Source organism: Gardnerella coleohominis, from assembly GCF_002896555.1.
Taxonomy (GTDB): Bacteria; Actinomycetota; Actinomycetes; order Actinomycetales; family Bifidobacteriaceae; genus Bifidobacterium; species Bifidobacterium vaginale_F.
In genome coordinates, this window is sequence record NZ_MNLH01000001.1 from 254,598 (window position 1) to 273,857 (window position 19,260).

17 protein-coding genes are annotated in these 19,260 nt (G+C 40.5%); 15 read left to right on the forward strand and 2 right to left on the reverse strand.

Going from position 1 to position 19,260, the window contains the following annotated elements:
* The first annotated feature begins 10 nt into the window (after nt 1-10).
* From BFS05_RS00910 to BFS05_RS00965, 12 genes are all read left to right on the forward strand, one after another.
* The gene (locus BFS05_RS00910) at nt 11-1,225 is read left to right on the forward strand and encodes a shikimate dehydrogenase family protein (protein ID WP_103084195.1); all 1,215 of its coding nucleotides are present in this window, start codon (nt 11-13) and stop codon (nt 1,223-1,225) included.
* A 134-nt stretch (nt 1,226-1,359) separates the two neighbouring features.
* Entirely contained in the window at nt 1,360-2,226 is an 867-nt protein-coding gene (gene rapZ, locus BFS05_RS00915; RefSeq protein WP_308411036.1) for an RNase adapter RapZ, read from the forward strand.
* Nucleotides 2,227-2,403: 177 nt separating this feature from the next.
* Complete coding sequence (gene whiA / locus BFS05_RS00920; protein ID WP_103084196.1) at nt 2,404-3,342, forward strand: DNA-binding protein WhiA; 939 nt, start codon at nt 2,404-2,406, stop codon at nt 3,340-3,342.
* A gap of 187 nt (nt 3,343-3,529) precedes the next feature.
* Nucleotides 3,530-4,735, forward strand: a complete 1,206-nt coding sequence (locus BFS05_RS00925; RefSeq protein ID WP_103084197.1) for a phosphoglycerate kinase — start codon at nt 3,530-3,532, stop codon at nt 4,733-4,735.
* A gap of 206 nt (nt 4,736-4,941) precedes the next feature.
* Complete coding sequence (gene tpiA, locus BFS05_RS00930) at nt 4,942-5,745, forward strand: triose-phosphate isomerase (RefSeq protein ID WP_103084342.1); 804 nt, start codon at nt 4,942-4,944, stop codon at nt 5,743-5,745.
* A 234-nt stretch (nt 5,746-5,979) separates the two neighbouring features.
* Complete coding sequence (gene secG, locus BFS05_RS00935) at nt 5,980-6,228, forward strand: preprotein translocase subunit SecG (RefSeq protein WP_103084198.1); 249 nt, start codon at nt 5,980-5,982, stop codon at nt 6,226-6,228.
* 57 nt (nt 6,229-6,285) lie between these two features.
* On the forward strand, nt 6,286-7,116 hold the full coding sequence (locus BFS05_RS00940) for an HAD-IIB family hydrolase (protein ID WP_103084199.1): 831 nt from the start codon (nt 6,286-6,288) through the stop codon (nt 7,114-7,116).
* A gap of 205 nt (nt 7,117-7,321) precedes the next feature.
* Nucleotides 7,322-7,807: a hypothetical protein gene (locus BFS05_RS00945; RefSeq protein WP_103084200.1), complete on the forward strand. Its 486-nt coding sequence runs from the start codon at nt 7,322-7,324 to the stop codon at nt 7,805-7,807.
* A gap of 130 nt (nt 7,808-7,937) precedes the next feature.
* A complete protein-coding gene (locus BFS05_RS00950) occupies nt 7,938-8,435 on the forward strand; it encodes a hypothetical protein (RefSeq protein ID WP_103084201.1) in 498 nt (165 codons plus the stop codon).
* Nucleotides 8,436-8,524: 89 nt separating this feature from the next.
* Nucleotides 8,525-9,112, forward strand: a complete 588-nt coding sequence (locus tag BFS05_RS00955; protein WP_103084202.1) for a hypothetical protein — start codon at nt 8,525-8,527, stop codon at nt 9,110-9,112.
* A 37-nt stretch (nt 9,113-9,149) separates the two neighbouring features.
* On the forward strand, nt 9,150-9,674 hold the full coding sequence (locus tag BFS05_RS00960) for a hypothetical protein (protein ID WP_103084203.1): 525 nt from the start codon (nt 9,150-9,152) through the stop codon (nt 9,672-9,674).
* Between the two features lie 360 nt (nt 9,675-10,034).
* Nucleotides 10,035-11,681 carry an RNA-binding domain-containing protein gene (locus BFS05_RS00965; protein ID WP_103084204.1) on the forward strand — a complete coding sequence of 549 codons (1,647 nt, stop codon included), beginning with the start codon at nt 10,035-10,037 and terminating at the stop codon, nt 11,679-11,681.
* Between the two features lie 79 nt (nt 11,682-11,760).
* On the opposite strand, the gene tal is transcribed toward BFS05_RS00965, so the two are convergent.
* Nucleotides 11,761-12,864 carry a transaldolase gene (gene tal / locus BFS05_RS00970; protein WP_016828836.1) on the reverse strand — a complete coding sequence of 368 codons (1,104 nt, stop codon included), beginning with the start codon at nt 12,862-12,864 and terminating at the stop codon, nt 11,761-11,763.
* Between the two features lie 209 nt (nt 12,865-13,073).
* A complete protein-coding gene (gene tkt, locus BFS05_RS00975; RefSeq protein WP_103084205.1) occupies nt 13,074-15,173 on the reverse strand; it encodes a transketolase in 2,100 nt (699 codons plus the stop codon).
* Between the two features lie 311 nt (nt 15,174-15,484).
* Here tkt and hrcA point away from each other — a divergent pair, with 311 nt between their 5' ends.
* From hrcA to fmt, 3 genes are all read left to right on the forward strand, one after another.
* On the forward strand, nt 15,485-16,774 hold the full coding sequence (gene hrcA, locus BFS05_RS00980; protein WP_219726410.1) for a heat-inducible transcriptional repressor HrcA: 1,290 nt from the start codon (nt 15,485-15,487) through the stop codon (nt 16,772-16,774).
* Nucleotides 16,775-16,888: 114 nt separating this feature from the next.
* The gene (locus BFS05_RS00985) at nt 16,889-18,031 is read left to right on the forward strand and encodes a DnaJ C-terminal domain-containing protein (RefSeq protein ID WP_103084207.1); all 1,143 of its coding nucleotides are present in this window, start codon (nt 16,889-16,891) and stop codon (nt 18,029-18,031) included.
* A 154-nt stretch (nt 18,032-18,185) separates the two neighbouring features.
* On the forward strand, nt 18,186-19,217 hold the full coding sequence (fmt, locus tag BFS05_RS00990) for a methionyl-tRNA formyltransferase (protein ID WP_103084208.1): 1,032 nt from the start codon (nt 18,186-18,188) through the stop codon (nt 19,215-19,217).
* The last annotated feature ends 43 nt before the right edge of the window (nt 19,218-19,260 follow it).

Below are 19,260 nucleotides of genomic sequence, written 5' to 3' on the forward strand. Positions count from 1 at the left end.
TGGAGTAAATGTGAGTGAGATTTATCGTTGTGCAGTACTTGGAGACCCGATTGCACACTCTTTATCTCCTGTGTTACATAATTCTGCTTATGCGGCTTTAGGACTTAAAAATTGGCGATACAGCAAAGAAAGAGTAAATGAGACAGAACTTAGCGATTTCATTGCTCATCTTGATAACTCTTGGAAAGGCTTAAGCCTTACAATGCCGCTTAAAAAAACCATAATGAAACTCGGCACTCCTTGCGATTACTGGTCTCGCACACTTAACGTAGCAAACACAGCGATTTTTACCAGCAATCCTGCAACCGCATCGCCTTCTCAAATTGAACTGTGCAACACTGATGTAAGTGGCATAATAACAGTTTTTATTCGAGCATTGCACGAGAGCATAAGCAACGTAAAAAAGGCTGTTATTATTGGCAGTGGCAATACGGCATCATCGGCAATGGCGGCACTTATAGAAATCGCTCAAGCCTCAAAACTTGAAAAAGTGCAAGTTATTGCTAGAACTGAAGATAACGGTAGTGTAAAAGGCGTTGAACGTTTTAATAATCTTTTGCGCAAATATTGTGCTGATTTTCCAAATAGCAGAAGCATAGAGCCGTGCTGTGAAAGTGGGGAAGGCCAAAGTAGGGAAATAGAAAATAGCGAAATCGAAAGCAAGAAAATCGAAAATAGCAGAATCGAAAGTAGTGAAAATAATGCAAACTACGAATCAGTGGGAGGCATTAAATTCCCAACAATTAGCGAAGAAGTGCTTGCGGAATTTGCCGGGTATACTGCGGAAAAATTAGGTGCGGAAAAATTATCAGAATGTGATAAATCTCTCATTTTAAAATCTTTAACTTCGATTGACGCAATTCGCGCAATAGAAGATGCAGACATAGTTATAAGCACAGTTCCTGCGCACGTAGCAGACGGATTAGCAATAGCACTAGATGCATATTGCCAAAATCAAAAAATAAATCATTTAGGAACACTGCTCGACGTTGTTTACGACCCTAGACCAAGTGATTTACTAAGCGTATGGAGAAGATACGGTTGCGGAATTGGCGGGGAAGAAATGCTTTTATATCAAGCTTTAGAACAAGTAAAGCTTATGACTTATGATTACAGAAATTCTAAAGAAAATTTTGAAAATAGCTTCGAAAATGATTCTGACAAGGCTACAGATTACGATTGCTTAAGCGGTCATATGCGTAAGGCGTTAGAGGAGGCATTATGACGACTGATGATTCATTAAATAATGATCAGCAGAATAATGTTGTTAAAAATGAAACGTTATCGTCTAATATTAACAATAACGATAGTTTTGTTGGTCACTCTTTTACTCCACACACGCATACAAAAGATAATTCTTTGACTGATTTTGAAGTAATGCTTATAACGGGCATGAGTGGAGCAGGTCGATCTCACGCAGCTAACGCATTAGAAGATATGGGTTGGTACGTAATAGATAATCTTCCGCCGAAACTGCTTATACCACTGGTTGATATGATGACGTCCTCAGGATCTAAAGTCCATAAGCTTGCAGCTGTTATTGATGTTCGTTCTCGCGGATATTTTGATGATCTTTTTGCTGTGCTAGCTCACGTAGATAATTTAGGCGTTAAAACTAGAATCCTGTTTTTAGATGCTTCAGATGAAGTTCTAATTAAACGATATGAATCTGTACGTAGACCGCATCCTTTGCAAGGCGGTAGGAGACTTATCGACGGCATTAACGAAGAAAGAGAACTTTTAGGTCATTTAAAGGATTGCGCGAATATTATTATAGATACTTCTGCGCTTAGTATTCACCAACTTTCCACTAAGCTTTACGAAAGTTTGCTCGGCAAAGGTTCATCTACAGTTTCAGTTCATATTTTTAGTTTTGGATTCAAATACGGTATGCCAATGGATGCTGATTTTGTAGCTGATATGCGATTCTTACCAAATCCTTTCTGGATTCCTGAACTAAGAGAACTTACAGGTAAAGATCAAGCTGTACAAGATTATGTTTTATCTAACCCTGCTGCAATTGCTTTTCTAGATTCTTACGAAAAAGCTTTACTTACAGCTATTGATGGATTTGCAAAAGAAGATAAGCATTATGTTACGATTGCCGTAGGTTGCACTGGTGGTCAGCATCGTTCAGTTGCTACAAGTATTGAGTTATCTAGAAGACTACGTCTTCATGGATTACAAGTTACTGTTTCTGCTCGTGAATTAGCTCGTAGAATATAAGGATTATGTTATAGTATCTGCAATATAGCTGTTGTAAGCGCTCTAATAATAAATATAGAGATGTAAAATGTCCAAGTCATTCGGTATCACAGAAAGCCGAGCATGTCTATGTTTTGCGCATCAGGCACGAATTGTAATACGCATACTTTAAGAAGAACAAAAGTAGGAGGTTGTCCCTTGGCTCTTCTTGACGACGTCAAAAATGAACTCGTATCAAACGATAATGAGCTCCCGACTGTCATTATGGCTCAAGCAGCAGCAATGATGCGCTTTGGTGGCGGTTTGCGACCAGTTAACAATAAGGCTGTAATCCGAGCGCAATTCGACTCATTGAGTACTGCACAATGGCTTGTAGATGTTTTACGCATACAATGCAAGCGCGATGCTGTAGTATCACAAGTCACTCGTCAAACTCCTAATGGAACTGTTGTTCGCTACGATGTTCTTGTTGAACATGGAGCTACTGCATTAGCCTTACAAGCTGGTCTTTTGGATCGCAGGATGCGTATTGTTGCAGGTTTAGCACCTGAAATCGTTGGTGGAAATATAGCTCAAATTAAAGCTGCTTGGCGTGGAGCATTTTTGGCTCACGGTGCTATTTCAGACCCTGGCAAAGCAAGCTACTTGGAAGTTGTTTGCCCTACCGCTGAAGCTGCTACAGCTTTACAAACTATGGCTGCTCGCTTAGGTATTAGCGCTAAAGCTCGTAAAGTTCGTAGCTCTGAAAGAGTTACATTACGCGATTCTGACGCTATTGAACGTATGCTTAATCTAATTGGAGCTCCTCGATCCGCCAGAGAGTGGACTGGTAAGCGTTCTGATGGAGAGGCACGTGGTAAAGCTAATCGTTTAGCTAATTTTGACGATGCTAATATGCGCCGTAGCGCTCGCGCTGCAACTGAAGCATGCAAGAAGGTTAGACATGCTTTTGATGTTTTAGGCGATGATATTCCAGATAACTTGTTAATGGCAGGTCGTTTACGCCTGGAGCATTCTCATGCAACTTTGGAACAGTTAGGACATTTAGCTGATCCTCCTATTACGAAGGATGCAATTGCTGGTCGTATACGCAGACTTTTGCAACTTTCAGATAAGATTGAGAAATCTAGAGCTTAATAGTTTTTGATTTTTTAAAACATTTTATGGGCACGTTAGATGTGCCCATTTTTTGTTGTTAACGTTCTCATAATATGCTTTTTTGTTAGGTTTATGCGGTATAATCTCACTTGGCATTTATAGATTTTCGAAGCAATATCGCTTGTTTCGATTCACATTACGCCATCATGGTTTGGAAAGGATACCAATGAAGACACTTAAGGATTTGGGAGATTTGAGCGGCAAGCGCGTATTAGTACGTGCTGATTTCAATGTTCCTCTCAAGGGTACGACTATCACTGATGACGGTCGTATTCGCGCAGCTTTGCCAACCATCAAGGTTTTGCGTGAGCAAGGCGCTAAGGTGATTTTAATGGCTCATCTTGGTCGTCCAAAAGGACAGGTTGTTCCTGAGCTTTCATTAGCTCCAGTTGCACAGCGCTTAGGTGAATTGCTAGGCACAAATGTTGTTTTAGCAGCAGATACCTATGGTGAGGATGCTCAAGCTAAAGTAGCTGCCATGAATAATGGCGACGTTGTTTTGCTTGAAAACGTTCGTTTCAACGCTGAAGAAACCAGCAAGGATGCGTCTGAGCGCTCTGAATATGCTAAGAAGATTGCTTCTCTCGGAGACGTATTCGTATCCGATGGCTTCGGTGTTGTACACCGCGCTCAGGGTTCAAATTACGATGTTGCTGCCGATCTTCCAGCTGCTGCAGGTTTGCTTGTTGAGAAGGAAGTTAAGGCACTTTCTCGCGCAACTGAAAACCCAGAACGTCCTTTGACTGTTGTGCTTGGCGGTTCTAAGGTTTCTGACAAGCTTGGTGTTATTGAAAACTTGCTTTCTAAGGCTGATCGCCTTGTTATCGGCGGCGGTATGGTCTTCACTTTCTTGAAGGCTTTGGGTCACGAAGTCGGTACTTCTTTGCTTGAAGAGGATCAGCTCGAGAAGGTTAAAGGATACATTGAAACCGCTAAGAAGAACGGCGTTGAGCTTGTACTTCCAACCGATATTGTTGTTAACGCTGGCTTCCCAGCAGGGGATACTCCAGTTGCTCCAGAAGTAGTTCCAGCTGACGCTATTCCTGCAGACAAGATGGGCTTGGATATTGGCCCTGATTCTCAGAAGCTTTTCCACGACAAGATTGTTGATTCCAAGACTGTTGTTTGGAATGGACCAATGGGTGTGTTCGAGGTCCCAGAGTTTGCTGCTGGTACTCGTGCTGTTGCACAAGGCTTAGTTGATGCAACGAAGAATGGCACTTTCACTATTGTTGGCGGTGGTGATTCTGCTTCTGCAGTTCGTAACCTTGGCTTCCCAGAAGATGGCTTCTCGCACATTTCTACTGGCGGCGGTGCTTCTCTCGAATTCTTGGAAGGTAAGACTCTTCCAGGTTTGAGCGTACTTGAGTAATAATTTTAAGCTAAGTTAAATTAATTTAGGTTAGATTAAGTTATATTAAATTAGTTTAAATTAGTGCGAACGTTAAATAGTGTGCTGGCTCTTATAAGTACTTTGAGTCGGCACACTATTGACTTTTGTCTTATATTATTTATATTTGAGCATTATTTAAGCGTTATCTAATCGTCGTTTTTGTATTTGCTAGTAAAGGGTTAATGTTGGTTCTACACAGAAAGCCGCTTGTTGCTGGTAATTGGAAGATGAACTTTAATCATCGTGAAGCTACGCATTTTATTCATAAATTTGCTTGGCTTTTGCGAGATTCTCATACTGATTATCGTCTTTGCGATATAGCGCTTATGCCATCTTTTACTTCAATTCGAAGCGTGCAAGTATTTGTTGAATCAAATAAGCTTCCTTTATTGTATGGGGCACAAGCAGTTTCAGTTACAGCTCAAGGTGCTTTTACTGGTGATGTTTCAGCAGACATGCTTGCTGCTTTAGGATGTTCTATGGTAATTGTTGGGCATTCTGAAAGACGTAAGTATCATCCTGAAGACGATGCAAATATAGTTGATCAAGTTCGAGCAGTTCTTGCCGCCGGAATGCAGCCTATTTTGTGCGTTGGAGAAAGTTTTGAAGAGCGCAAACAAGGAATTGAACTTGATTTTGCTGTAGGACAAGTTCACGATGTTACTCGCGATTTAGATTCACAACAGGCTGAACGATTAATTATCGCCTATGAACCTGTATGGGCTATTGGCACGGGAATGGTTGCAACTGCACAATCAGCACAAGATGCTGCATTTGCTATTAGAGAAGATTTGCGAAATACTTTTTCAGACACAGTTGCTGACAAAGTTCGTATTTTATATGGAGGTTCTGTTACTTCAGAAAATGCGTCTAGTCTTATACAAGAAAATGATGTAGATGGTTTTTTGATTGGCGGAGCTGCATTAGATGCAAATGAACTTGCGCATATAGTAAATATCGTCGCGTCTAATGGTAGCCTAAACGTCTAATAATAGCCTAAAATAGTAGCCTAAATTAATAGTCTAAAAGCTTAGGTTATATTGGATAAAGTGATAATTTACCCAGGTAAATATAAATAATAAATATAAGTGAATATTGGTAGATATAAGTATTAACCGACACATGCAAAAACATATATAACTTAACCGATATGAATTTTATCTGATATCGGTCAATGGTTAGTATTATGCTCAATCAAAGTACTCTACAACAGGAGGTTAGTTGTGAACGCTGTCAAGATTGTTTTGCAAGTTTTATTGGTACTCGCAAGCATTTTGCTCACTCTCTTAATTTTGATGCATAAGGGTAAAGGCGGCGGTCTTTCCGATATGTTCGGTGGCGGTTTAACCAAGAACGCTGGAAGTTCTGGTGTAGCTGAAAAGAACTTGAATCGTTGGACAGTGTTTATTGCTTTATTCTGGGTTGTCATTATTGTGGCTCTAGATTTAATGAGTAAGTTCTCACTGATTTAAGATTGTTTTTAATAGCGCGGTTTCGGCCGCGCTATTTTTGTAAAAAGTGGTGTGTTAATGTTGAGATTCAGTCCGTCTCTTATCGTAGCGGATTTGGATGGCACAATGCTGCATGATGCAGACGAGTTTGAAAGTAGATTTTTATCTGAATCGACAATCGATATTGTTAAGAGAGTACAATACAAAACTCATATTCCGCTAGCTATTATTACTGCTAGACCAGTTTGCTCTGCTCTTAAGATAGTGAAGTCTCTTAATGCTAACGTTTGTGCTTACTTGAATGGTGCTCTAATAGATTTTGATTCTAACAATTCAAGCGAATCTATTTTGGCTTCTCAAAATCAGTCTGATTCAGTAGTTCGATTTGGTTTTTCTTCAAAGCGCGCTTGTGAAGTTTGCTTGAGTTTACTTTGTACGATACCTACTTTACGTATAGGTATTGTTATGAATGATATTCGATACACTAATTTCGATTTACATACATTGTGGAAGTCAAGTAATTTTATTCGCACTGATTTTCACGATATTCCAGATGGCATTGCAGACAAAATAATTATTGTTCCGCAAGATGATGAAAAATTACGTTTGGAAAGTGCTCTTCCTGAGGATTTTTCATTGCATATTAGCGAAGATGTTTTGTGGATGCTTACAAATCCTCTTGCGAACAAGGGGCACGCATTGAATGTTATTTGTGAGCGTTTAAGCGTAAAGCCTAGTAGAACTGTTGTTTTTGGCGACGATATTATCGATATTGACATGTTCCGAGCAGGTGGATACGGGGTAGCGGTGTCGAATAGTAATCCACGGCTGCTTGAGATTGCGGATGAAGTTTGCGATTCCAATAACAGCGATGGCGTTGCCAACTGGCTTCAAAACGAATTACTCTAGCGGTTTATTACAATCATCAAAATCGGACGGATCTTTTGCGCACGCTGTTACTGCGTTAGTGTCTGTTTCTTTAGTTTTTAAGGCAAGCGCGCTATAGCTGTTACTGCGCTTTTAGAGTATATTTGTGAGTGTTGAGAGAAAAAGGTCTCTGCTTTTGCAATATTTTGTATTGTAAGCAGCGCAAAATAACACTAAGGAGTGTGAAGTGAAACGTAAGTATAGACTTGTTTCGGGTTGTTTGATTGTTGTCCTTAGTTGCATGTGTGGTTTGAGCGCGTGTGGTTCTGCTCAAACCAATAACAATGCTAATTCTGCAAGCAGTTCTTCCATTTCGAATGACTCCAGTAGTAAGAATTCGTCAGAAAATGTATCTCTTAAAGAGGTAGCTAAAAAATGCAATTTCAAGCCATTGGACTCTGATGAAAATGATTATCTCTTTGATGCAGTGCTTATAAGTGGAGACCAAGATGCTTCTGGAGAAAAATTTAAGAAAGATTATGCTTGTGCTATAAAAAATGTTAATCCTGGAGACCCAGTTGCAGAAAAATTTAGCGATAAGTTAGAATCTTCAGATATCAATTCTATTTCTGTTAATCTTGAAAACTATGACAAATATATGCCACCATATTTGGGTAACACTTATTACGTATACCCTACTTACGAGGGTATAAAAATAGTAAAACTTAAATAAGCATTTTTTATTAGCAAATCATCCGTTTGATGTCAAAAATATTATTGAGTTAGTTCGTATTTTATAATATCGGCATCAGCCATTGACTATTAGATTTTTATATGTATAAATAATGGAGTTATTAGTAGTTATGAGTAGAGCAAAAAAATTTATATATTTTGTAGCATTATCAATAGCCTTAACAGGTTTATCTGGTTGCGGTGAAAATAATGATAAAATAAATTCTTCGAGTCCGTCGGGAGATCCTATTAAGTCGTTGGCTGCAGAGTGTGGATTAAAAGTCATGAAGGATCCTGTATATTCTAAATATAATATGGCAATTATTAATGGTTTTAAAACGATTAATGATTTTAATAAAACTAAGTTGTGCTTGCTAAAATCTAATATTTCTACTGCAAATCAAGATAATATGTACACAACAGGGGCAGCTTCTTTTAGATATTTAAATTCGGATGTTGTTGCAATTGATCAATACAGTGATGATCCTGAAGAGTACTACTACTGGGCATCTCCTTTAGTCAAGCGCAGTGGCAATTCCGATGAGGCACATCGTTATAATTATATTTTTATTATGACGAAAGAGGATTTTAACAAGTTCAATCTTTATCAATTAGGTCGAAAGAAATAAATATTGCGAAATTTTTTAAATATTGCAAGGTAGTGTTAAGTAGCGCGAAGTTGCGCAAACTAACGCTAAGTAGTGATAAGGAGCGTGAAGTGAAACGTAAGTATAATCTTGTTTCTGGTTGTTTGGTTGTGGCTCTTGGTTGCATGTGTGGTTTGAGCGCGTGTGGTGAGCCTGCTCAAAATAGTGGTACTGTTGCGGGTTCTGTTAAAAATGGCACTAACCATTCTAGAACTGTAACTATTAGAGAGGCAGCTATTGCATGCAATATCCCTGAATGGCAAGTCTCATCTGGATATTTGGAACATACTGCACTTTCTTACCAAGAATACGTAGAAGATCCTGGTTACGTTGATGATAGCACTATACCTGAGTATTCTAGAGAAAATAGTAGTCGTCTTTTGCATTCTTTGACTAAAGTTGTTCCGTGCGTTATCAAAGAATTAAATCCTGATGATCCTAAAGCTTTAGAATTAGCTTCTAAAGTTGAGAGAACATTCAGCAAGTACAATCCTGATAATCTTAATGACTACTTTAAAGAAAATGACCTCTCGTTTATTAATTATGTTGGACGTTCGTATGTAATAACGTCACGCCCTTATAGAGGTATTGAGTTTCATGCTTTCAGTGTTGACGATTTTAATAAGTTAAATTCTAAGATGAATCATCGAACACGATAGTAGTAGTTTTTATTTGTTGCGAAGGAGTTGTTTTAGCATGTTTAAGAGAATAGTTGCGTCTGTTGCAATGGCTGCTGCTGTAATGTGTTTGTGCAGTTGTGGTGTTAACAGTAATAATGTCAGTGCTATAAGTAAAAGCGATGGCTCTGTTGGTTTAGTTGCTAATAATTGTGGCATAACAGAGTCTGCTAAGGAGCCTTTATATAATAAGGAAGATGTTTATATAAATAACAATTTCTCGTCTTTTGATGATTTTTCTAACAAAGCGAACTGTTTAGCTAATTCTATTGCTCCGAATGATTCTTTTTTGAAGGATGAAGTAAAAAAATTGAGAAAGGATTATGAGGATAACAAGGAAGGGGTAAGTGTTTATTTCCATGGCGACTATGGAGTATTAATGAGATATACCCCTTCCGATAAGTGCGGTGAAATATATAATCCAGGTATGTTTACAAACATTAATTCCCACATCGACGCATCTAAATATTGTCGCGTTATACTCTTGATTAGTAGAGATAGTGTTAACGATATGATTCAATATGGTAGCTCTCGAAAGAATTAATTAGGCGTTACTAGGCTGTAGCGTGGTGCTTATTTTGTTTCGGACATTTGTGCAGAAATCTCGCTGTGAAAGCAACAAATAAACGGTGTTATATATTTGCGCGCACAGAAACCGTATTGAGTGAATGTCTGAAAACATGCAAAATCGGACGCAAATAGCTGTAAATCGGACGCGTTTGCAAAATTTACGGACGTTTTCTTGTTTTTTGGACGCAAAACAAGTAGAATCGGACGAAAAGGATGTAAATCGGACGCAAAATATGCTTGAGTTTTAAAATGTCCGATTTGAGGCGCAAATATAACTACAAACTTAACTAAAAAACGATATTGCAACAAACATAACTTACGAAGCGAGACCGCAATGTTCAATATAAATTCACTATCTTCTCTAAGAGAGAGCAATCAATTAGAAGCAAAAGCAGCTTCAAATGGTATGCCAAGAAATATGTGGGAAACGTATTGTGCTTTTGCTAACACGAATGGTGGAACTATCTTGCTGGGTGTAAGCGAAGATGCACAGCATAATTTGCAACTTGTTGGCGTGAATAACCCTGAGCATATGGTAAAAGATATTTGGGATACGCTAAATAATAAGAATAAAATTAGTTCAAATATTCTTATTGAAGAAAATATTTCTATCGAGCAAACGGATAATAATAAATCTATTATTCGCATAACCGTTCCAAGAGCAAATCGTTCTGATAAGCCGATTTATATTAATGGAAATCCTATAGGTGGTACGTATCGTCGTAATTTTGAAGGCGACTACAAATGTTCTCAAGAAGAGTATCAGGCGATGGTCCGAGACAATGGTTCGAGCGTAAATTCTATGGATCAATCTCCGCTTCTTCAACACAGTGTTGACGATTTTGATATGGATACTGTACGATCCTATCGCAATATGCTAAGTGCAGTGCGTCCTCAACATCCTTGGCTTACGCTTGATATAGATGAATTTCTTATGAGAATCGGAGCATTAGCAAAAGACGAATCAAATAAGTTACATCCCACTCGAGCAGGTCTTTTAATGTTTGGTCATGAGTGGTGCATTATTACGGAATTTCCGTACTATTTTCTCGACTATAGAGAAATTACCAATGCTGATAGTAGGTGGAATCATAGGGTTACCAGTTCAGATGGTTCGTGGAGTGGTAATCTTTATGATTTTTGGAATACTGTATGGCAGCGCCTTTCTCGTAAAATCGATGTACCATTTTCGCTTAATTCTCAATCATTAAGAGTTGATGATACCCCATTGCATATGGCAGTTAGAGAAGCCCTTGCAAACACGTTGATTCATGCTGATTATTATATGCGAGGAAACACGGTTATTACATATAATGATGCTTTGAGTACTGATGTTGATGGTTCTTCACAATCTTCTATAGAAACAAATATCTTGAACACTGGTTTTAAGCTTTCTTTTGCAAATCCTGGGTGTTTACGTATGCCTATAGAAGTGGCTTTGGCTGGAGGTTTTTCGGATTCTCGAAATCCCGCACTGCTTAAAATGTTTGCACTGATTTCTGTTGTTGAACGTGCAGGAAGCGGATTTGATGCTATTAGAGCTGGCTGTGATTGGGCTGGAATACCTCATCCAAGGTTAAGTGAGTCATTTAATCCTGACCGTACCACTCTTGAATTTTTTGTAAGCGATAAGAATAACATTGTATCTAATAATGTGAAAAACAAAACGGATCTTAATACTGATTCATCAAATTTAGTGAACGGTACTTATAATTCAGGACTTGCTGATAATTCAGGACTTACTACAAATGCACTTTCGCAAGATTCTGATAAGTCACATAAGCGTATGAGCGTTGATGATTGCTATAAAAAGATTATTGAAACAGTACGTAATCATGGAACGATAAAGCGTGAACAAGTGCAAAATATTCTTAACGTGGGTAGCACCAAGGCTAAGCAATTGTTATCTAATCTAGTTAGTAGGGGAGATATTTCAGTTTGCGGAAAAGGTCGGTCTACTACTTACGTTTTTAACCGTTAGTTAAACAAAAACCGCACATGTGTGGAAATTAATCCACGAACATGTGCGGCTTATGTTTATTTATTACTGATTAATCAAATCAGGCGTTTACGCGATCGATGCCGGACTGCACGTCAGCAATCACGGAATCCCAAGACTTGATGAAGGCTGCAACACCGTCGGCCTCAAGCTTGTCGGTAACGTCCTTGATGTTGATGCCAAGCTCAGCAAGCTTGTTCATAACAGCGTGGCTCTCTTCGTAAGTACCCTTAACGGAAGGAGCACCGTTGCCGTGATCAGCAAGAGCGTTCAAAGTCTTTTCTGGCATGGTGTTAACAACATGCTCAGCAACCAACTCGTCAACATACTTGCAATCGGAGTAAGCTGCATTCTTGGTGCCAGTAGAAGCCCAAAGTGGACGCTGCTTCTTAGCACCCTTGGCCTCAAGCTCAGCCCAACGTGGGTCAGCTGCGAACTTCTTCTCGAAGAGTTCGTAAGCCAAGCGAGCGTTAGCAACAGCAGCCTTGCCTTCAAGAGCCTTAGCTTCTTCAGAACCGTTAGCTTCGAGGAGCTTGTCAACAGCGGTATCAACGCGGGAGACGAAGAAGGAAGCTACGGAACCAATGTGCTTCAAGTCGTGGCCATTAGCGGCAGCCTGAGCGATACCTTCGATGAAGGCGTCGATAACCTGCTCGTAGCGCTCGAGGGAGAAGATCAAGGTTACGTTCACGGAAATACCCTTAGCAAGGGTAGCGGTGATAGCTGGAAGACCTTCCAAAGTTGCTGGAATCTTGATCATAACGTTTGGACGATCAACCTTTGCCCAAAGCTCTTCAGCCTGCTTCTCAGTGTTAGCAGTATCGTGAGCCAAGCGTGGGTCAACTTCGATGGAAACGCGGCCGTCAACGAAGTCGGTCTTTTCAGCGATCTCGCGGAAGATATCGGTTGCGTTACGAACATCGGTGGTGGTCAACTCGCGAATAGCGGTTTCAACGTCGACCTTGCCGAGTTCCTTAAGCTGTGCATCGTATGGACCAACCTGGCTCAAAGCCTTCTGGAAGATGGATGGGTTGGTGGTAACACCAACAACATTCTTGTTAGCAATCAAATCCTGCAAAGAACCGGACTCAATGCGGGTACGGGACAAATCGTCCAACCAAATAGAAACGCCGGAATCGCTGGTGCGCTGCGTTGCTTCAGTCATGTTATCTCCTTAACACTGTGCTCCACCAATTGGGGCACGTCGGTAGTTTGGCGTTTTTACAAGGAACAGCGGTTGATGTCGAACCAACGGTAGCTCGGCATCAACACGCCATCGCTGTTCCTGTGAAGTTACTAAATTAGCACTTCTAGTTTTGTGATGAATCAATTTTATTTTGATACATCAAGTTTTTATTTTGCTTACTTTCTATCTTAAGCGCGAGCTTCTTCGATAGAAGCCTTAGCAGCTTCTACTACGTGCTCAGCAGTAATGCCCAAGTCGATCATGTTCTGACCGCCGTCACCCTGCAAGCCGTACTGTTCGATAGAAACAGCCTTGCCGCAATCGCCAAGATACTTGTACCAAGGCAATGCCAAGCCAGCTTCGATGGAAACGCGAGCCTTGACGGACTTTGGAAGAATTGCTTCCTTGTACTCTTCATCTTGCTCTTCGAACCATTCGAGAGATGGCATAGAAAGAACGCGAGCCTTAATGCCTTCAGCAGCCAAAGTCTTGGCACCGGCAACAGCCCACTGAACTTCAGAACCGGTAGCCATGATAATTACGTCTGGAGTGCCTTCGCAATCAACCAAGACATAAGCACCATGCTTTACGCCTTCACGAGCCTTCTCAGCGGTCTCAGCGAGAGTTGGAACGCCCTGACGGGTCAAAATCATAGCGGTTGGATAGCTGTTCTTCTTCTCGAAGAAGTAGCGGTAAGCTTCAGCAGTTTCGTACTCATCTGCAGGGCGCACAACCTCAAGCTGAGGAATAGCACGGAATGCAGCCAAGTGTTCGATTGGCTGGTGAGTTGGACCATCTTCGCCCAAGGCTACGGAGTCGTGAGTCCAAACGTAGAGGTTTGGAATCTCCATCAAAGCAGCCAAACGAACTGCTGGACGCTCGTAGTCAGAGAACTGGAAGAAGGTGCCGTTGAATGGGCGAGTGTCAGAACCAAGCAAAATACCGTTGGTAATAGCACCCATTGCGAACTCGCGCACACCGAAGTGAAGCTGACGACCGTACTCGGAAACGTTTGGCCAAGTGCGAGTTGCATCCTCGGATGGACCGAAGGAGTCAGCGCCCTTAATGTTGGTGTTGTTAGAGCCGCCCAAATCAGCGGAACCACCCCAAAGTTCTGGCATAACAGCAGCAATTGCATTAAGAACTGCGCCAGAAGCCTTACGGGTAGCAACCTTAGAGCCAACTTCGAAGCCAGCAACCAAGTCATCAATAGCCTTGTCGAAGCCTTCAGGAAGCTTGCCAGCCTTAAGACGATCGTAGAGAGCAGCCTTATCTGGGTTGGCAGCAGCCCACTTTGCAAGAGCTTCATCCCAAGCCTTGTGAGCAGCCAAACCGCGCTCAGCAACCTTACGAGCATGAGCCAAAGCTTCTTCGTCGATTGGGAACGAAACTTCTGGATCAAAACCGCAAAGTTCCTTCAAGCCCTTAACAGCTTCTTCACCAAGCTTAGAACCGTGGGAAGCTTCGTTGTTGGTCTTGCCTGGGGTTGGCCAAGCAATCAAAGTATTAACCTTAATGAAGTGAGGCTTATCGGTAACTTCCTGAGCCTTTTCGATAGCTGCAGCCAAAGCCTGAACGTCTTCCTTGTAGGAGCCGTCTGGCTGAATGAAGCTAACTTCATCAGTGTACCAACCGTATGCACGGTAACGAGCAAGAATATCTTCAGAGAAGGTGAGCTTAGTATCGCCTTCAATCTGAATGTGGTTTGCATCGAAGATTACAGTCAAATTGCCAAGCTTCTGGTTTCCAGCCAAGGAAGCAGCTTCAGAAGAAACGCCTTCCTCAACATCGCCTTCGCCGCAGATAACCCAAACCTTGTGATCGAATGGGGAAGTGCCAGCTGGAGCTTCTGGATCGAGAAGACCGCGCTCGAAGCGCTGGCCATAAGCGAAACCAACAGCAGAAGCAAGACCCTGACCGAGTGGGCCAGTAGTCATTTCGATGCCTGGAGTCAAGCCGTATTCTGGGTGACCTGGAGTACGCGTGTCTGCACCGCCACGGAAATACTTGAGATCGTCAAGAGTCAAGCCGTATCCAGAGAAGAACAACTGCACGTATTGCGTAAGTGAAGCGTGACCACCAGAAAGAATAAAACGATCGCGGCCAGCCCACTTTGGGTCAGCTGGATCATGCTTAATGAAGTGCTGGTACAAGGTGTACGCAATTGGTGCCAATGAAACAGGGGAGCCAGGATGTCCATGTCCTGCTCGCTCAACAGCATCAGCCGAGAGAACCTTCGCCATTTTTACGGCGCGCTCGTCTAATGCAGACCAGTTGAAATCGGTCATGTGATCTACTTTCCTTCCAATAATTCGGGTTTTAGACACAGCTCACGCTGGGTTTTTACCCTCACATTGCGATTTCATCCTATCTTTTGCGTCAGACTAAAAGAGTTTAAAGTGTGTCAAAAAATGATTTTCTTTTTAATAACTAAAATTAGCAATATCAGTTATTTTTATCATTCTTTTTCAATATATTAACTGTCACTTGCACAAATTTTTGATAACATACTTATAGCATATTTATAACTTGCTTATAATACATACTTTTAATACGTACTTAAAAGAATATGAGAGGAAAATCAATGCAACCGAGACGCATGATGGTACTGCGAGCGGTCGTTGAAGATTATATTCGTTCACAAGAACCTGTCGGATCTGCTTCTATAACTAAAAATCATCATTTAGGTGTTAGTTCAGCAACTATTCGCAATGATATGTCAGCTCTTGAAGAAGACGGGTATCTTGTTCAGCCTCATACTTCTGCTGGTAGAATTCCAACAGAAAAGGGTTATCGCTATTTTGTTGACGGCTTAGCTTCTGTTATTCCTCTTTCTGAAGCTCAACGTCGTGCAATTCGCAACTTTCTAAGCGGATCAGTAAGTTTACAAGATACATTGCAACGTTCAGCTCGTCTACTAGCTACTATCACTGGTCAAATTGCTTTAGTTGCTTCACCTGCATTGTCAAGATCTAGAGTGCGACATATAGAACTTGTTCAAGTTTCCTCAAACACTCTACTTGCAGTTGTTATTACAGACACTGGTAGCGTAGCTCAACATATGCTCCCTATAGGGAATATAAGTATTAAGGATCTTTCTGGTCTTACGGCAAATATCAACAAGAAGTGCGCTGATACTCCATTTGATTGCGCTGCGTCGTATGTAAGAGATTTATCTATTCACACTGACGATTCTAATATGCGCATGGTTATTAAATCCTTAGCTAATGCTTTAGATGACATGTATAAAGGTGAGCATACTCATGATCTTTATATAGCTGGAGCATCTCAATTAGCGCATCGTAATAATGCTAATGATTTTGCGGAATTATTTGATGCTCTTGAAGAACAAGCTGTTATTATGCGCTTAATGACTTCTCTAAGCGAGGAGGCGAGCGATTGTGCTAATGGAGTTAGTGTTGCTATTGGATCTGAAACGCACACTCCAGAACTATTTAACGCATCTGTAGTCACAAGTGGATATGGCTATAATTCATATGGCTATAATTCTTCTATATCTGAATCAGCTATTATTGGCTCGTCACTTAACAATAGAAGAAACATGAATATAGATGTGAGCCTTATAGAAAATAGTAATGAGTGCAAAAATAAAAACTTCTCGCATCTTGATGATGACGATTCTTGTATTTCTAACGAGTATGGGGATTATGAAGAATGTGAAGAAGATAATCTTAGTGAAGATGATTTTAGCGAAAACAATCTTAGCGAAAATAACAAAACAAGTAGCGATATTGAACCTTCACACACAAATACGCCTGTAGCATTTATTGGATCTATCGGGCCTCAACACATGGATTATGTTGCAACTATGTCTGCTGTAAAAGCTGTTGCAAAATACCTTAATACTTTTATTGCTCATAACAGTTAAATTATTATGAGCAATTTAAAACAATACTGACCTTGCCTTATGCAAAAATAAGATGAAGTTTGGGAAATAAAAAAGTTTCATTATGCATTTTGATGAACTAAATGAGGGATTATAGTGATTAATTACTACGAGATTTTAGGAGTTGACCGTCAAGCCAGCGACGATGACATTCGTAAAGCTTATCGAAAAATGAGTCGTAAATATCACCCAGATATTGCAGGACCAGAATTTGAAGATAAGTTTAAGGAAGTAAATAACGCTTACGATGTGTTATCTAATCCTGAAAAACGACGTATGTACGATATGGGAGTTGATCCTAACAATCCTTCTGCTGGAGCGCCTAATCCTGAAAGCAATTTCGACAATATGGATATGGGTAGCGTTTTCACTCAATTCTTTGGTGGAGGCCCTCGAGGACCAGTTTCTAGAGTTCGACGCGGATCTGATTCTTTAGCTGAAGCCAATATTGATTTGAAAACAGCTGTTTTTGGCGGAACAATAAAAATTAAAATCTCCACTTTCGGATTGTGCCCTGATTGCGGTGGACATGGATCTGCAGATGGTATGCCACCTATTACATGTCCTATGTGCAATGGAACCGGTTCATATCAAAAAGTCATACGAACTTTGCTTGGCCAAATGATGACTTCTGCTCCATGTCAACAGTGTGAAGGTCATGGAACTATCATCAGAAATGTTTGTGCTAAATGTAAGGGTAGCGGCCGAATTCGTACCATGCGCGAAGTTGGCGTAAATATTCCAGCTGGCATTAATGATCACTCGCGACTTCGTTTAGCTTCTCAAGGCGAAATTGGTGAATGCGGTGGACCTGCAGGAGATTTATATATCGACATTCTTATTCGTCAAGATAAGCAATTTACTCGCGATGGCGATAACTTGCATTGCTGGATTGATATTCCTATGAGCTGGGCGGTTCTAGGACATAAGTCAATGATTCACACTTTTGATGGAGATAAAAGTGTTGTTATTCCTGCTGGTTGCCAGAATGAGGATGTTGTTACATTAAAGGGATTAGGATCTGTTGTTATGCGTTCAAGTAATAGGGAACGCGGAGATCTTATTGTGCATATAACTGTAACTATCCCTACAAAGTTAAGCGTAGAGGAACGTAAGCTTATTGAGAAATTCTCTATTTTGCACGATAGCGATGTAGTTGAGACTAAGCAAAGTTCTGCAAAAGATGATTTAAAGAAGAAAGGTTTCTTTAGCAAACTTAAAGATGCTTTTAATGAATAAAACGATTGCTTTACAGCTGCTTTAAGATTGCTATATGAGAATGCTTTAAGATTTGTTTTACGGATGCTTTTAAAATCAACAAATCTATAGAAGTAGATTAGTGATTAAGTACGTTTAATAATCTGCTTATGCGCGCATTTTGAATGGAGTTTATATGGTATTGCCTTTATTGTTCGCTGGTACTCCTGAAGTTGCAGTACCATCGCTTCGCCTGTTAGCACAAGACACTGAGAATTTTGAAATTCGCGCTGTTCTTACTCGTCCGGACGCTCCAACTGGTAGGGGAAGAAAGCTTGTACCAAGTCCAGTTAAACAAGCTGCTTTAGAATTAGGCTTGGAAGTATGGGAATCAAATCCTAGTGAAGAAGAATCTTTCATTGAACAAATTAAGAATTCAGGCGTTAAAGCTGCAGCTGTTGTCGCATATGGCAAGATTTTGCGCGAGTCTGTATTAAATGCCGTTCCATTAGGTTGGTACAATTTACATTTCTCATTATTGCCACAGTGGAGGGGAGCAGCCCCTGTACAACGAGCTATATGGGCAGGCGACGAGATTACTGGAGCAACAGTTTTCCGTATTACTAAAGGAATGGATTCTGGTCCTATTCTCGCTCAATACACTACTGAAATTGGAAAGCATGAAACTTCTGGCGAATTATTAAATCGTCTAAGTATAGATGGAGCTCCTTTGCTTTCTGCATCTCTTAGTGCGGTAGAATCCGGTAGCGCAAATCCTGTTGAACAAAATCCTGGTTCATATGATGTCGCTCAAAAAATAACTGTAGACGATGCTCATATTCGTTTTGACGTGCCGGCTTTTGTTGCAGATCGTCAAATTCGAGCATGTACACCAAATCCTGGTGCATGGTGCAATATAGTTGCTAAGCAAGATTACGATTTGAACCAAGATTTGTCGCTTGATTCAAAATCAGATTCAAAATCAGATTCTCTTCCTATAAAATTGCATGTGCTTAAATGCGCTTTAGCTAATAGTGAAGATCTTATTTCGCGCAATATTAATAATCTTTTACCTGGAAAGCTATTTGTAGATAAGCATCATGTGTGGGTTGGAACTTCTAACGGAGTTCTTGAGCTTCAAGAAGTTAAAGCTCAAGGTAAGAAAGCCATGAAAGCTGCAGATTGGGCTAGAGGCGCACATCTTAGCGATAATTCATATTGCGAATAAACTTAGCTTTTATATGTGCAAGAATATCTAGATACAAATCTAG

Coding starts and splice junctions, on each gene's coding strand:
- BFS05_RS00925 (WP_103084197.1), top strand. CDS start 3,530: ATGAAGACACTTAAGGATTTGGGAGATTTGAGCGGCAAGCGCGTATTA.
- BFS05_RS00940 (WP_103084199.1), top strand. CDS start 6,286: ATGTTGAGATTCAGTCCGTCTCTTATCGTAGCGGATTTGGATGGCACA.
- BFS05_RS00950 (WP_103084201.1), top strand. CDS start 7,938: ATGAGTAGAGCAAAAAAATTTATATATTTTGTAGCATTATCAATAGCC.
- BFS05_RS00960 (WP_103084203.1), top strand. CDS start 9,150: ATGTTTAAGAGAATAGTTGCGTCTGTTGCAATGGCTGCTGCTGTAATG.
- BFS05_RS00965 (WP_103084204.1), top strand. CDS start 10,035: ATGTTCAATATAAATTCACTATCTTCTCTAAGAGAGAGCAATCAATTA.
- tal (WP_016828836.1), bottom strand. CDS start 12,864: ATGACTGAAGCAACGCAGCGCACCAGCGATTCCGGCGTTTCTATTTGG.
- tkt (WP_103084205.1), bottom strand. CDS start 15,173: ATGACCGATTTCAACTGGTCTGCATTAGACGAGCGCGCCGTAAAAATG.
- hrcA (WP_219726410.1), top strand. CDS start 15,485: ATGATGGTACTGCGAGCGGTCGTTGAAGATTATATTCGTTCACAAGAA.
- fmt (WP_103084208.1), top strand. CDS start 18,186: ATGGTATTGCCTTTATTGTTCGCTGGTACTCCTGAAGTTGCAGTACCA.